The organism is Pseudomonas sp. 9.2(2024) (genome assembly GCF_039695385.1).
GTDB classification, from domain to species: domain Bacteria; phylum Pseudomonadota; class Gammaproteobacteria; order Pseudomonadales; family Pseudomonadaceae; genus Aquipseudomonas; species Aquipseudomonas paraglycinae.
In genome coordinates this window covers 4,118,953-4,132,984 of the sequence record NZ_CP155585.1, presented here as the reverse complement: position 1 = coordinate 4,132,984, position 14,032 = coordinate 4,118,953, and the positions used below count along the sequence as shown (strand labels likewise).

The 14,032-nt window shown below is 61.2% G+C and carries 15 protein-coding genes; 9 read left to right on the top strand and 6 right to left on the bottom strand.

Translation table 11 applies throughout. The annotated features are described in order from the left end of the window. The first annotated feature begins 8 nt into the window (after positions 1 to 8). The gene (locus ABFB52_RS18520) at positions 9 to 599 is read left to right on the top strand and encodes an NUDIX domain-containing protein (RefSeq protein WP_064380653.1); all 591 of its coding nucleotides are present in this window, start codon (positions 9 to 11) and stop codon (positions 597 to 599) included. Here ABFB52_RS18520 and ABFB52_RS18515 read toward each other — a convergent pair. Then, positions 596 to 1,111: a methylated-DNA--[protein]-cysteine S-methyltransferase gene (locus ABFB52_RS18515; protein ID WP_011334927.1), complete on the bottom strand. Its 516-nt coding sequence runs from the start codon at positions 1,109 to 1,111 to the stop codon at positions 596 to 598. The genes ABFB52_RS18520 and ABFB52_RS18515 overlap by 4 nt on opposite strands. A gap of 136 nt (positions 1,112 to 1,247) precedes the next feature. Here ABFB52_RS18515 and ggt point away from each other — a divergent pair, with 136 nt between their 5' ends. From ggt to ABFB52_RS18500, 3 genes are all read left to right on the top strand, one after another. After that, on the top strand, positions 1,248 to 2,975 hold the full coding sequence (ggt, locus tag ABFB52_RS18510; RefSeq protein ID WP_129972724.1) for a gamma-glutamyltransferase: 1,728 nt from the start codon (positions 1,248 to 1,250) through the stop codon (positions 2,973 to 2,975). A gap of 66 nt (positions 2,976 to 3,041) precedes the next feature. Beyond that, positions 3,042 to 3,575 (top strand): cysteine hydrolase family protein, encoded by a 534-nt coding sequence (locus ABFB52_RS18505; RefSeq protein WP_102687820.1) that lies wholly within the window; start codon positions 3,042 to 3,044, stop codon positions 3,573 to 3,575. A 109-nt stretch (positions 3,576 to 3,684) separates the two neighbouring features. After that, complete coding sequence (locus ABFB52_RS18500; protein WP_129972725.1) at positions 3,685 to 4,704, top strand: hypothetical protein; 1,020 nt, start codon at positions 3,685 to 3,687, stop codon at positions 4,702 to 4,704. Positions 4,705 to 4,708: 4 nt separating this feature from the next. Here ABFB52_RS18500 and ABFB52_RS18495 read toward each other — a convergent pair whose 3' ends face one another. Then, the gene (locus tag ABFB52_RS18495; RefSeq protein WP_129972732.1) at positions 4,709 to 5,350 is read right to left on the bottom strand and encodes a TetR/AcrR family transcriptional regulator; all 642 of its coding nucleotides are present in this window, start codon (positions 5,348 to 5,350) and stop codon (positions 4,709 to 4,711) included. Between the two features lie 124 nt (positions 5,351 to 5,474). On the opposite strand from ABFB52_RS18495, the gene ABFB52_RS18490 reads away from it, so the two are divergent. Continuing rightward, a complete protein-coding gene (locus tag ABFB52_RS18490; RefSeq protein WP_129972726.1) occupies positions 5,475 to 5,933 on the top strand; it encodes a GNAT family N-acetyltransferase in 459 nt (152 codons plus the stop codon). Between the two features lie 7 nt (positions 5,934 to 5,940). Here the strand turns inward: ABFB52_RS18490 and ABFB52_RS18485 are convergent, their stop codons facing one another. Then, positions 5,941 to 6,240, bottom strand: a complete 300-nt coding sequence (locus ABFB52_RS18485) for a hypothetical protein (protein WP_085746267.1) — start codon at positions 6,238 to 6,240, stop codon at positions 5,941 to 5,943. 174 nt (positions 6,241 to 6,414) lie between these two features. Between ABFB52_RS18485 and ABFB52_RS18480 the strand changes: the two genes are divergently transcribed. Continuing rightward, a complete protein-coding gene (locus tag ABFB52_RS18480) occupies positions 6,415 to 7,860 on the top strand; it encodes a SulP family inorganic anion transporter (protein WP_085613247.1) in 1,446 nt (481 codons plus the stop codon). Between the two features lie 19 nt (positions 7,861 to 7,879). Here ABFB52_RS18480 and ABFB52_RS18475 read toward each other — a convergent pair whose 3' ends face one another. Then, positions 7,880 to 8,398 carry a peroxidase-related enzyme gene (locus ABFB52_RS18475; protein WP_085746004.1) on the bottom strand — a complete coding sequence of 173 codons (519 nt, stop codon included), beginning with the start codon at positions 8,396 to 8,398 and terminating at the stop codon, positions 7,880 to 7,882. A gap of 134 nt (positions 8,399 to 8,532) precedes the next feature. Here ABFB52_RS18475 and ABFB52_RS18470 point away from each other — a divergent pair, with 134 nt between their 5' ends. After that, positions 8,533 to 9,354: an AraC family transcriptional regulator gene (locus ABFB52_RS18470; RefSeq protein WP_102687815.1), complete on the top strand. Its 822-nt coding sequence runs from the start codon at positions 8,533 to 8,535 to the stop codon at positions 9,352 to 9,354. Between the two features lie 3 nt (positions 9,355 to 9,357). On the opposite strand, the gene ABFB52_RS18465 is transcribed toward ABFB52_RS18470, so the two are convergent. Next, positions 9,358 to 10,251, bottom strand: coding sequence for a DMT family transporter (locus tag ABFB52_RS18465; RefSeq protein WP_085746006.1), 894 nt, complete (start codon positions 10,249 to 10,251; stop codon positions 9,358 to 9,360). Positions 10,252 to 10,340: 89 nt separating this feature from the next. Here ABFB52_RS18465 and ABFB52_RS18460 point away from each other — a divergent pair, with 89 nt between their 5' ends. Beyond that, entirely contained in the window at positions 10,341 to 11,672 is a 1,332-nt protein-coding gene (locus ABFB52_RS18460) for a PLP-dependent aminotransferase family protein (protein WP_129972727.1), read from the top strand. Positions 11,673 to 11,726: 54 nt separating this feature from the next. Continuing rightward, complete coding sequence (locus tag ABFB52_RS18455) at positions 11,727 to 12,113, top strand: cytochrome c family protein (RefSeq protein ID WP_129972733.1); 387 nt, start codon at positions 11,727 to 11,729, stop codon at positions 12,111 to 12,113. Positions 12,114 to 12,237: 124 nt separating this feature from the next. Here ABFB52_RS18455 and ABFB52_RS18450 read toward each other — a convergent pair whose 3' ends face one another. After that, the gene (locus tag ABFB52_RS18450) at positions 12,238 to 13,917 is read right to left on the bottom strand and encodes a diguanylate cyclase (protein WP_129972728.1); all 1,680 of its coding nucleotides are present in this window, start codon (positions 13,915 to 13,917) and stop codon (positions 12,238 to 12,240) included. Positions 13,918 to 14,032: the final 115 nt, after the last annotated feature.

Genomic DNA, 14,032 nt, shown 5'->3' with positions numbered 1-14,032 from the left:
CAGGCGTCATGTCCAACACAGCCGAGCGGGTCAACATCGTCGATACCCAGGTGTTGTCCCACGACTGGTATCTGCTCAAGAAAATCACCTTCGACTATCACCGTAACAACGGTGACTGGCAGCGTCAGACGCGCGAGGTCTACGACCGTGGCAATGGCGCGGCGATCCTGCTGTTCAACCGCGAGCAACGCACCGTGGTGCTGACCCGGCAGTTCCGCCTGCCGGTGTTCGTCAACGGTCACGACGGTTTGCTGATTGAAGTGGCGGCCGGACTGCTCGAAGGCGCGGCGCCGGAGCAGCGCATACGCGACGAGGCGGAGGAGGAAACCGGTTATCGCGTGCATGACGTGAAGAAGGTGTTCGAGGCTTACATGAGTCCGGGTTCGGTGACCGAGAAGTTGCACTTTTTCATTGCCGAGTACGATGCTTCGTCAAAGGTCAGTGAAGGGGGCGGTCTGGAAGAGGAAACAGAAGAACTTGAAGTGCTGGAGTGGCGTTTCGACGACGCGCTGGCGGCGTTCCAGCGGGGTGAAATCTGCGATGCCAAGACCATCATGCTGTTGCAGTATGCGGCGATGAATAACCTGTTTGGCGGTTAGAACAAGTCACCGGTTTTACCGATGTCTGACCACTGGCCACCTTCCAGGGTCAGCAGACGCTCCTTGGCTTCCAGGCCTCCGGCAAAACCGGTCAGTTTGCCTGAGGCGCCGATGACCCGATGGCACGGCGCAATGATCGAGATCGGATTGCGCCCGTTCGCCGCGCCGACGGCGCGCACCGCACTCGGGTGGCCGATCTGTTCGGCGATCTGGCTGTAGGTGCGGGTTTCGCCAAACGGAATGGTCAGCAGCGCGGCCCAGACCTTTTTCTGGAACTCGGTGCCGGCAAAGTCCAGCTCCAGATCGAACGCGTTTCGCGTTCCTGCAAAATATTCTTCCAGCTGTCGCGCGGTTTTCATCAACACCGGATTGTCCGGTGCTTCGCTCATCGGTCCCAGTCGCACTCGGTTCGGTTTGTCGTTTTCCCAGAGGATGGCGGCCAGACGTGAGCCGTTCGCGACCAGCTTCAACTCGCCGACGGGCGAGGGCAGGGTGATGAACGTATAGGCCATGGGAAAAACTCCGGGACGGGGGTGAAAACTGCGCCCAGCATACTGCCGGATCAGGGAGGCGCAAACCGTAATCGCGACCATACTGGCTGATGCTCTTGAAGCGCTTTCCTACCTTATAAAAAGAAGAGACCGACTCATGAAGTACGAACCTTTTGCCAAATCGCTGATGGCGACCTCATTGGCGCTCAGCTGCCTCATGGCTCACGCCGCCTCGGTTGCCCCGGTCGCCGCCGAAAACGGCATGGTGGTCACCGCCCAGCACCTGGCCACTCACGTGGGTGTCGACGTATTGAAAAGTGGCGGCAACGCGGTGGATGCGGCGGTCGCCGTGGGTTATGCACTGGCGGTGGTTTACCCGGCGGCGGGCAACCTCGGTGGTGGTGGTTTCATGACCATTCAACTGGCGGACGGGCGCAAGACCTTCCTCGACTTCCGCGAAAAAGCCCCGCTGGCCGCGACGGCCAACATGTACCTCGACAAGGACGGCAACGTCATTCCGGACCTGAGTACCCGTGGCCACCTCGCGGTCGGCGTTCCGGGCACTGTGTCCGGCATGGAGCTGGCGCTGAGCAAGTACGGCACCAAACCGCGCAAGGAAATGATCGCCCCGGCCATCAAACTGGCGGAAGACGGGTTCGAGCTGGAACAGGGTGACGTCGAGCTGCTGGAATACGCCACTGACGTGTTTAAGAAGGACATCAAGGATTCCGGTGCGATCTTCCTGAGCAACGGTGAGCCGATGCAAGTCGGGCAGAAACTGGTGCAGAAGGACCTGGGCAAAACCCTGCGCACTATCTCGGAAAAAGGCGTCGACGGCTTCTATAAAGGCTGGGTGGCCGACGCCATCGTCACGTCCAGTCAGGCCAACAAGGGCATCATCACCCAGGCCGACCTCGACAAATACAAGACCCGCGAACTGGCCCCGGTGGAGTGCGACTATCGCGGCTATCACGTCGTATCGGCACCGCCGCCAAGCTCCGGCGGGGTGGTGATCTGTCAGATCATGAACATTCTCGAAGGATATCCGATGAAGGATCTGGGCTTCCATTCGGCCCAGGGCATGCACTATCAGATCGAGGCGATGCGCCACGCCTATGTGGATCGCAACAGCTATCTGGGCGACCCGGATTTCGTGAAGAACCCGATCGAACACCTGCTGGACAAGAATTACGCGACCAAGCTGCGTAACGCGATCCAGCCGCAGAAGGCCGGTGTGTCGGCGGAACTCAAACCCGGCGTCGCGCCTCATGAAGGTAGCAACACCACGCACTATTCGATCGTCGACAAGTGGGGCAACGCTGTATCGGTCACCTACACCCTCAACGACTGGTTCGGCGCGGGCGTGATGGCGAGCAAGACCGGGGTGATCCTCAACGATGAAATGGACGACTTCACCTCCAAGGTCGGCGTGCCGAACATGTACGGCTTGGTGCAGGGCGAAGCCAACGCCATCGCTCCCGGCAAGGCACCGCTGTCTTCGATGAGCCCGACCATCGTCACCAAGGACGGCAAGGTGGTGATGGTGGTCGGTACGCCGGGTGGCAGTCGCATCATCACCGCGACCCTGCTGACCATGCTCAACGTCATCGACTACGGCATGGGCCTGCAGGAAGCGGTCGATGCGCCGCGCTTCCACCAGCAGTGGATGCCGGAGGAAACCAACCTCGAAGACTTCGCCGCCAGCCCCGACACGAAGAAGATTCTCGAGAGCTGGGGCCACAAGTTTGCGGGCCCGCAGGACGCCAACCACATCGCCGCGATTCTGGTCGGTGCACCGTCGTTGGGTGGCAAACCGGTCGGCAAGAACCGCTTCTACGGCGCCAACGATCCACGGCGCAACACCGGGTTGTCATTGGGTTACTGAGCAGAGTAAAAAGGGGGCGGGCACACGTCCGCCCCTGTCTCAAGGACCGATCAAGGAAGGCTCACCATGACCACCGCATTGCTGATCATCGATGTCCAGCGCGCCCTGTGCACAGGCGAATACGAGTGCCACGACGCAAAACGGGTAATCGACACCATCAACGGCCTCAGCGCCCGCGCTCGCAAGTCGGGCATTCCGGTGGTGCTGATCCAGCACAACGAAAAGGATAGCCCGTTCGCTCACGGTGCCGAAGGCTGGCAACTGGCTGACGGCCTGGTCACCGCGCCCGGCGATCTGCGCGTCGACAAGACCGCCAACGACTCGTTCTACCAGACCAATCTGCAGAAACTGATCCCCCGGGAAGACTTCGACCGCCTGGTGATCTGTGGCATGCAAACCGATTACTGCGTCAACGCCACCGTGCGCCAGGCCCATCAACTTGGCTACGACGTGGAGCTGGCGGCCGACGCCCATACGACGGTCGACAACGGCAACATGAGCGCCGAAGACATCATCGCCGAACACAACAAGGACTGGGCGCACCTGACCGGTTCCGTGGCGCGGATCGATGTTAAGCCGGCGACCGAGATCACATTCTGATGCTTGCTTGTACAAGAGCCCGGTTGCCCGCGAGCAAGCAGTGAAAAATCCAGAGCATCGATAGCCCGGGCCCGGCATACTGCCGCCGCCTCAGGAATGGAATCCGTCGATGCTCGTTTTCAATCTCCGTCACGCTTTGCTGCTGACGTCTTTCGTATTTGCTACCGCCTCCCACGCTGCCAGTTTTGACTGTGCTGGCGCTTCCAGCCCGGTTGAAAAAGCCGTTTGTGCGGATCCGTATACCTCGAGTCTCGATGAGAAACTCGGGGCGCTCTGGCGGACAACGTTGGCGCAGGTGGCTGACCCGCAAGCGCTCAAGGCCGATCAAAGAGCATGGTTGAAGAACCGCAGCCTTTGTGGCGCTGACCCGGCGTGCTTGGCTCGTGAATATCTGATGCGCCTGACTGAGCTGAAATATGCACCCAGAACGTTCTCATGGGATGCCACCTGGCAGTTGATTCCTCACGGGGTGAACTCGGCATCCGAAGTGATCATCAAGCGTCAGGACGCCACACACGTCCGCTTTGGGATTTCAGCACAGGAGGGCGCCAACTCTGGTGAACTGGAAGGTGTTGCTGTGTTGAACGGTGATGAAGCCCGTTTCGAAGAGGGTAGTTGCACGCTTGTTTTTCGAGCGATCAATGGTGTACTGGACGTCACACAGAATGGCGATGACGTTGATTGCAGTGCCGGTATGGGTTTCTTTTACTCAGGTCGTTATGTGGCGGCTGACAAACCACTTTCGATGAATTACAACCTGTTGAGCCTTGGACTTGCTCGTACGCAGCAAGAGGATCAGGCGATGCATAAACTGCTCAACGGTGATTATCAGACGCTGGTGGACCGTACGAGTACCATGACCGTCGGCGACCCGGCGGTTGACGTGCCTGATGCAGAGGTCATCGAGATGTGGGTGCGCGGACTGGGCAATATGAACGCGGCCATTCTGATGCGTGCGGCCAGTCACCGTTTCTGGGTGCTGATGTTGGTATCTGATAAAGAGGGCCGCACGCGAGCCCGTTACTACGCCAATGTACCGGAATGGAAAAAGCGCCTGCCTGCTCAGTTCCAGGCATGGTACGAGCGGATGGAAGGCGACCGCGCACTGCCGCTGGATTTCATGCCCTGACGCTTCAAGTCGTAAACAGCACGCCGCGGATTTCCTCCGCCCGCGGCGCCACCACCCCCTCCAATACCAACCGTGTAATCGTCTCCGCCGCCACCGCATAATCCTCATCCTGCGGCACCTCCCGTCCGGTGATGCGCCCCATCTGCCAGCCAATGTTGGTGTAGGTGCGCGTCGCCGACCAGATGAACAGCATCAGATGCTCGGGATCCACCGGCGCCAGCAGCCCGCGGTCGATCCAGCTGCGCAGGCACTCGACATTGCGCCGGGCTTCGCCGTGCAGCAGGTCGCGGCATTCGTCGGGCAACTGGCTGCCGCCGAGCAGCAACTCACCACTGAAAACCTTGGCGATTGCCGGATGCTCGCGGGCGATGCGGATGCGGGCGGCAACGTAGGCGCGCAGGCCAATCAGTGGGTCGTCGCTTTCGCGCAGCACCGCCGAGGCTTCCAGCAACGGTTCGACAAAGCCGAGCAGCACTTTGCCGTAGAGGTTTTCCTTGCTCTGGAAGTAGTAATAAAGATTGGCCTTGGGCACACCGGCGCGGGCGGCGATGTCGCGGGTCTGGGTCGCGTCGAAGCCGTTGGCGGCGAATTCTTCACTGGCGGCGGCCAGGATCAGTTGCTGGTTGCGTGCGCGGATGCTACTCATGGACGGCATGGAGGGTCTGGCCATTTCGGGTTCGCAATATACAAAACTATATAGCGATTAAGCCAGCGAACTCGCTCCTCAGCGCTATGCTGGTTTCAATTTCAGTAACCTCAGGAAAGTGACAATGACCCTTCAGGCACTGCGCGCCACGACGATTCACCTCGACGCGGTGGCGAAGCTGTTCGACGGCTATCGCGGTTTTTATGGCCAGCCGTCAAATCTCAAGCAATCGCGGGCCTTCATCGCCGAACGCATGGCCGGCAATGAATCGGCGATTTTTCTGGTTGAGGATGAAAGCGGTGAGGCGCTTGGATTCGTCCAGCTATACCCGACGTTTTCTTCGATAGACGCCCATCGCACCTGGCTGCTCAGCGATCTGTTCACTACGCCAGCCGCCCGGGGCCGTGGAGTGGGGCGATTATTGATGAACACCGCCCGCGACTTTGCCATCGAAACCGGCGCCAAGGGCCTGGTGCTGGAAACCGCCACCGACAATTTCACAGCCCAGGGTTTGTACGAATCACTCGGTTGGATACGTGACACTGGCTATTACACCTACCTGCTGGACTTGCGGCAGGGGTGATCCGGTCTCAGCCGACCTGAGCCAGCAACCGCTCGATCTGCGCCAGCTCCCAGGTGCTGAGCAGGCTGACCGGGTCGGTGCCGAAACGCTGAGTCGTGTCGAGTCGCCACACCCGATCTTCCGGGCAGCGGCATTGCAGGCAGTGGTGCAGGCGCTGACCGTCAAAGTCGAGCAACAGCTGCCAGCCGTCGATCTCGACCGAGATCTGGCCGGGCCCGGATTCCTGCGCAATACGCTGTAGCGCGCAAACCTCCAACGCCGCATCGCGCAAGCGCTGGCAGACTTCGCGAGTGGATAGCGGTGACATGTTCAAACCCGTTGATCGATGAAGCGCGCAAGCATAGAGCGCCAACCCGTTCCTGTCAGCGATTGCTAGCCCACGCCGGTGCATTTGCGTAACATCCGCAACCCTCTTTTTCCGCGGCGCTCTTTTGCGCCAATGCATGCGGCCGCGCCTGTCGGCCGCTCTGTCAGGTAAGCCATGAAACCGATTCGTCTGCGCGCCGATGTCCTGGCCGGACTCACCACCTCGTTTGCCCTGTTGCCCGAATGCATTGCGTTTGCGCTGGTGGCCCACCTCAATCCGCTGATGGGCCTGTACGGCGCCTTCATCATTTGCACGCTGACCGCGCTGTTCGGTGGCCGGCCGGGCATGGTGTCCGGAGCGGCCGGTTCGATGGCGGTGGTGATCGTCGCGTTGGTGGTGCAACACGGTGTGCAATATCTGTTAGCGACGGTGTTGCTCGGTGGCTTGATCATGATGGCGTTCGGGCTGCTGCGGCTGGGCAAACTGGTGCGCATGGTGCCGCACCCGGTGATGCTCGGGTTCGTCAACGGTCTGGCGATCATCATCGCGCTGGCGCAACTGGAGCATTTCAAGAGCGGTGAACAGTGGCTCAGCGGCACGCCGTTGTACCTGATGACCGGGCTGGTGCTGCTGACCATGGCCATCGTATATATATTGCCGCGCCTGACCCGCGCCGTGCCGCCGGCGCTGGTGGCGATTCTCGGCGTCGGTTTGCTGGTTTACCTGCTCGGCCTGCCGACCCGCACCCTCGGCGACATGGCGCACATCGCCGGCGGCTTGCCGACCTTCGCGCTGCCGGACATCCCGTGGACGCTGGACACCCTGCGCATCATCGCGCCTTACGCGATTCTGATGGCGCTGGTCGGCCTGCTGGAAACCCTGCTGACCCTCAACCTCACCGACGAAATCACCGAAACCCGTGGCTATCCGGATCGCGAATGCGTGGCGTTGGGTGCGGCAAACGTAGTCTCCGGTGCCTTCGGCGGCATGGGTGGTTGCGCGATGATCGGTCAGACCGTGATCAACCTCAGTTCCGGCGGGCGCGGGCGTTTGTCCGGGGTGGTGGCCGGGGTTTTGATTCTGCTGTTCATTCTGTTTCTGTCGCCGCTGATCGAGCGGATTCCGCTGGCGGCGCTGGTGGGCGTGATGTTCGTGGTGTCGCAGCAGACGTTTGCCTGGGCCTCGTTGCGGGTGCTGAACAAAGTGCCGCTCAACGATGTGCTGGTGATCATCGCGGTAACCACCATCACGGTGTTCACCGATCTGGCCACGGCGGTGCTGTGCGGGATCATCATTGCCGCGCTGAATTTTGCCTGGCAGCAAGCGCGCGAGCTGTACGCAGATGAACATCTGGAAGCGGACGGCAGCAAACTCTATCGCCTGCACGGTACGCTGTTCTTTGCCTCGACCACGCCGTTCCTCAATCAGTTCGACCCGGCCAGTGACCCGCAACGGGTGACGCTGGATTGCCGGCACCTGAGCTTTGTCGATTACTCGGCCATCGCCGCGCTGAAAACCCTGCGCGAACGTTATGCCAAGGCGGGCAAGCAGTTGCAGGTGTTTCATCTGTCCGAGCGCTGCAAGAAGTTGCTGAAACGCGCCGGGGTCGATCACGACTGAGATCGACCCCGATCACTGGTCAGGCATCGATGGCGGGGAAGTCGATATCGGTCAGCGCCACGTTGTTCAGGTAGTTGGTGAGGGTTTGCGCGGCGACGACGGCGATCACTTCGATGATCTTCTTGTCGTCGATGCCGGCAGCGCGGGCGGCGGCAATCTGCTCATCGTTCAGATGACCACGGGTTTCGGTCAGTTGATGGGCGAGGGTGGCAAAAGCATTCAACCGACCGTGACGCGCTTCGATGATTTCTTCTGCTGCCAGCCCGGCCTTGCTGGCGAACAGGGTGTGCGCCGCCAGGCAATAGTCGCAACCGTTGACTTGCGAGGTGGCCAGATACACCGCCTCTTTTTCCTTGGCGCTCAGTGAGGTCTTGCCCAGAGTGGCGGAGATTTGCACGTAGGCATCCAGCGCGACAGGTGCGACGGCGAGGGTCTTGAACAGGTTGGGCAGGAAGCCGATTTTTTTCTGCACGCCTTCGAGTGTCGGGCGAGTGGCGTCGGTGGCGGTTTCGAGGCTGAGAGGGGCGATGCGGCTCATGGTGATTCTCCGAAATTCCGGTGCGAAGTGCGCCGGGGATGGAGTGAATGCTACGGAGCGCGGCTGGTGCTTTGGGTGCAAATCGTCGAGGATATGCGACAGATCGTCCAAACCTGTCCTTGCGAGAATCAGTCATGGATCGCCTTTCTACGTTGCTCAGCCACTTCGGCGTCAATGCCGGCACCTTCCACAGCGGCACGTTCTGCGGGGTGAGCGCCTACGGCGGCGATCAGGTGTGCGGGCATGTGCACCTGTTGCAGGCGGGGGAGCTGTTGCTCAAACCCGGGAGTGATCCTGAAATTTCGCTCAACGAACCGACCCTGATCTTTTTCCCCCGTCCCATGGCCCATCGCTTGTTCGCCGATGAAGGCATGGGCACGCAACTGGTGTGCGCTTCGCTGACCTTCGACGGCGGTGCGGGCAATGCTTTGGCGGCAGCGCTGCCGGATTATCTGGTGCTGAAACTCGCCGACCTCCCGGAAATGGCCAACACCCTGGAGTGGCTGTTCAAAGAAGCTTTCGACGGACACTGCGGGCGCGAAGCGGTGATGGACCGATTGTTCGAATTGCTGGTGATTCTGTTGTTGCGCCATTTAATCAGCAGTCGCAACCAGCAGCCGGGCATGATGGCCGGGCTGGCCGATCCGAAGATTTCCCGAGCCTTGAACCTGATGCACGACCAACCGGCCAAGGCCTGGAGCGTCGCCGAGCTGGCGAGTGCCGCCAATCTGTCCCGCGCCGGTTTCGCCGAACACTTCCGGCGGGTGGTGGGGCAGACGCCGGTGGATTATCTGGTGAGCTGGCGGATCAGCCTCGCGCAGAAACGCCTGCGTGAGGGACGGCCGATTGCGTTGATCGCCGAAGAGGTCGGTTATGAAAGTCCGTCGGCGCTGGCCCGGGCGTTTCGGCGCAAGACCGGACTCAGCCCGCGAGAATGGAAATCCGGCGCGAGCTGAAAACTATTTGGCGAATTTCTTCGCCCCGGCCACGCACAGGATCACCCCCAGCGTCACCACCAGCATGCTCACGCTGACATGTTCATGCAGCAAGGTCGCGGCCAGTGCCAGGCCGAAAAACGGCTGCAGCAATTGCAGCTGCCCGACCGCCGCAATCCCGCCCTGAGCCAGCCCGCGATACCAGAACACAAAACCGATCAGCATGCTGAACAGCGAAACGTACGCGAGGCAAACCCACGCCGACACGCTGATACCGCTGAACGAGGCGGGCGCCAGCCATACGCTCAGCACGGCCATCACCGGCAACGACAGTACCAGCGCCCAACAGATCACCTGCCAGCCGCCGAGGGTGCGCGACAGTTTTGCGCCTTCGGCGTAACCGAGGCCGCAGGCGAGGATCGCTGCCAGCATCAGCAGATCACCGGTGGGCGAGGCGGTCAGGCCTTGTGAGATAGCAAAACCGACCACCAGCGAACTGCCCAACACCGAAAAAATCCAGAACACCGGACGCGGCCGCTCACCGCCGCGCAGCACGCCGAAAATCGCCGTCGCCAGCGGCAGCAGCCCTACAAACACAATGGAATGCGCCGACGTCACGTATTGCAGCGCCAGGGCCGTTAACAACGGGAAACCCACAACCACGCCCAGCGCGACGATCAGCAACGACAACCACTGATCCCGCGCCGGACGCCGTTCGCGAAACAGCCACAACAGGCACAACGCCAGGGCGCCGGCGATGGTCGCGCGGATGACGGTGAGAAACACCGGGTCGAATTCCAGCACCGCCAGCCGCGTGGCAGGCAGCGAGCCGCTGAAGATCACGACGCCGATAAAGCCATTGATCCAGCCGCTGGTTTTTTCCAGGGCCGGGGTGCCGAGTTGGGTGGTTCGTTCCATACGCATTGCGCTCAGTGGTGGGTTGCGTTGAAACAATCCTAGGGACGAGAATCAGTACAATCAAAGAATTGTCATGGATACAGCCCGACATGCCGCGCTCCCGTTACAAGACCCTCGTCGACACCTATGCCGCCGACATTCGCTCCGGTCGCCTTTTGCCCGGCACTCGCTTACCGACTCACCGGCAACTGGCAGCGAACGAAGGGCTGGCGCTGGTCACCGCCTCGCGCGTATACGCCGAGATTGAGGCCATGGGCCTGGTCAGCGGCGAAGCCGGGCGCGGCACGTTTGTGCGGGAAACGTCGTTGTTGCCGGGGCAGGGGATTGACCAGAAGGACGTCGCGGTCGGCATGATCGATCTGAACTTCAACTACCCGTCATTGCCGGGGCAGGCCGAGCTGCTGCGCACCGCGTTGCGGCAACTGGCGCTGTCCGGCGACCTCGAGGCGCTGCTGCGCTATCAGCCCCACGCCGGTCGCCAGCATGAACGGGCCTCGGTGGCGCGGCACCTGCAAACACGGGGTTTGAGTGTCGACGCCGAGCAGGTGTTGATCGTCAACGGCGCCCAGCAAGGGCTGGCGGTAACGCTGATGGCGCTGCTCAAACCCGGTGATGTGATCGCCGCCGACGCCTTGACCTACTCCGGATTCAAAGTACTGGCCGAAGCGCTGCACCTGGAAGTGGTGGCGATTCCCGTCAATGAGCAGGGCCCCGATCTGGCGGCCCTCGACAAACTCTGCCGCCAACGACCGGTGCGTGCCGTGTACAGCATGCCGACCCTGCACAATCCATTGGGCTGGGTAATGCCTCTGGCACAGCGCGAGGATTTGATCGCGATTGCCCGCCGGCATGATCTGACGATCATCGAAGACGCGGCCTACGCCTTTCTGGTCGATAACCCGCCGCCCCCGTTGGCCGATCTCGCGCCGGAACGCACGGTCTACGTGTCGGGCCTGTCGAAAAACATCGCCACCGGCCTGCGTGTCGGCTTCATTGCCGCGCCGGTCGAGCAGGTGGCGGCGCTGGAGCGGATCATCCGCGCCACCACCTGGAACACCCCCGGCGTGATGACCGCCATCGCCTGCGGCTGGCTCGACGACGGCACCGTCACCTTCCTCGAAGCACAAAAGCGCAGCGACGCCCAAGCCCGGCAAGCACTGGCTGCTCAGATCCTCGAAGGTCTCCCGACCGTCAGCCATCCCTCTTCGTATTTCCTTTGGTTGCCGCTGCCGGAAGATGTGCGGGCCGACCACATCGTGGTCGAGTTGATGCACGAGCAGGTTTCCGTCACCACCGCAGAACCCTTCACCGTGTCCACCCATGTGCCGCACGCGATTCGCCTGGCGCTGGGATCGGTGGACATGCTTGTCCTGCGTCAAGCCTTGCTCAAAGTTCGTCAGGTCGTGGGCGCCTACCTGTAGCGCAACTGCCGCGCACGATTACCCTTGGCGCCGCCGAAGATCTGGAATTCCCCGATGAAAAACGCTGCATTAACGCTCGCCCTGATCCTCAACGCAGGCCTGCTCAGCACGCCAGCACTGGCTGCCGGTGACGCCGAGGCCGGCGCCAAAATCTTCCCGCGCCTGTGCGGCGGCTGCCACCAGGTCGGCGAATCCGCCCGCCCGGGTTTCGGCCCGGAACTCAACGGCATCATCGGCCGCCCGGCGGGGACGTCGGCGAATTACGTGTATTCCGACGCGATGAAAAACTCCGGCCTGACCTGGGATCGTGAAACGCTGACGAACTATCTGAAGGATCCGAAGGGCGTGGTGCCGGGGACGCGGATGATCTTTTGGGGGCTGAGTGATGAAGAGAAGATCGATAATTTGTTGGCGTATCTTCAGACGTTTTCTCAGCAATGAAGCGTCTGTGCGGGAGCTGCGCAATGCAGTTCCCGTTCACTGTGAAGAACTGCCAGCAGCGATTGCCCGGTTGATGACACGGTTCTGGACCCGATTGAAGACCAACACCTGATTCAATCGCGGGTCAGCCGAGTCCGTTAACTTCGGTGAGTGACGTCTGGCAGGCTACGCGATTACGACCCTCGGCTTTCGCCTGATACAACTGTTGATCAGCACGTTTGAGCAGTGCTGTCGGAGCGTTGTCGGCCGGGTCGGCCAGGCCGACACCGATGCTGACCGTCACCGCGCCGGCCGCTGGAAAGGTCGCCTCGGCAATCGCTGACCGAATCTTCTCGGCGACGATATCAGGCGTATCGGGCTTGGCGATTTCCGGCAGCAGCACCGCAAATTCTTCGCCTCCGTAACGGGCGACAAAATCCGTGCTCCGGATGCTGATCTGGATCAGCTGCGCCAATTGCTGCAGTACGTCGTCGCCGGCTGCATGGCCGTGAGTGTCGTTGATGTGCTTGAAGTGATCGGCATCAATCAGAAGCAATGCAAACGGCCGCCCGGTACGACGAAACAACAGGCTGTATTCGGTGAGTTTTTCGTCGAAGCGGCGACGGTTGTAGACACCGGTCAAGCCATCGTGGGTAGCGAGGTTCAGCAACTCGGCGTTGGCCAGGGTCAGGGCCGCCGTGCGTTGGGCGACGGTGGCTTCGAGCGAAGCGTTGGTCTCTTGCAGCTCACGCTCCTTGGCAAGCAGCGACTGGGTCATGGCATCGATGGACTGGCCGAGCTGGGCAATTTCCCGCACGGGATGCCGGAGCGGAAAGTCCGCACCAGGCTGGTTGTTCTGCACTTTTTGGGCTGAACGCGCGAGGTGCTCGATGGGTCGGCTCAGGTACAGCGCCAGGTAATACGCAACCAGTCCGAATGCCACGGCGGCGAAAACCCCCAGCAACAGCAATTTATAAAACAGCAGTCGCGCCGGTTGCAGCGCAGTGTCCAGTGGTTGACGCACGGCAATCGACCACGACAGCGCGGTGCCCGTAGGCGTCGGCACAGTCACCTCGCTGGTCAGGTACCCGTTGCCGACGACCCAGCCCGGGGACTTCTGATCCTTGGCCGGCATTTGTTGACCAACCAGCGCTTCCGGGTACAGCACCTTGCCGTCGTGATCGATGATCAGCGCTTCGATATCCGGCTCCGCCCCCTTGTGCGACATCGCTGCCGATTCGACGATGTGCGTGACCCAGCTCCAGTGCGCATGGGCGCCGAGCACACCGATCACCTGCCCATCGGCGTTGCGGATGGGCGCGGCGAAGTCGATGAAGCGCAGTGGCTCGCCGTTGGGCAGACCCGGCAACAGTTTCGCCAACAAAACGGCTTCGTGCGGATCGCCGGTGTATTCCCCGCGCAGACCGGCCTGAAACCATGGGCGCTGTAGCACGACCTGACCTACCAGCAAACCGTTGACTGCCTGATGCACACGCCCCTGAGCATCGGTCACCCCCATCCACGCATATTCGGAGCGGGCTTCGGTGCGCAGCTGCATCGATTTGAGAATTGCCGGATTGTCCAGATCGCCGCGTTCCAGATGCGGCGCCCGGCTGAGCAGATAGACCTCCAGTTGCCGCTCGCGCAACTGCTCGCCCAGCAGTGTCGCCGCCGACCGCGCGGTACTCAGCAGCGCATTGCCGCTGGCGCGTTTCATTTGCTCAGTGGCGATATCACCGACGTAAAAGCCCACGCTCAATAGCGTCAGCAGAGACAAACCGGCAAACCAAAGGGTCAGGTGGCTGCGCAGACTGGCTTTGAGCATGGAGAAATGTCTGTTTTTATTGAAGTGGCGCCATGGTATGCGACATCGCGGACGGGCTGCCAGCAAGGCGTTTAATGAAAGTCTGCCGAGGCCGATATCAATGAGCCACTGCGTT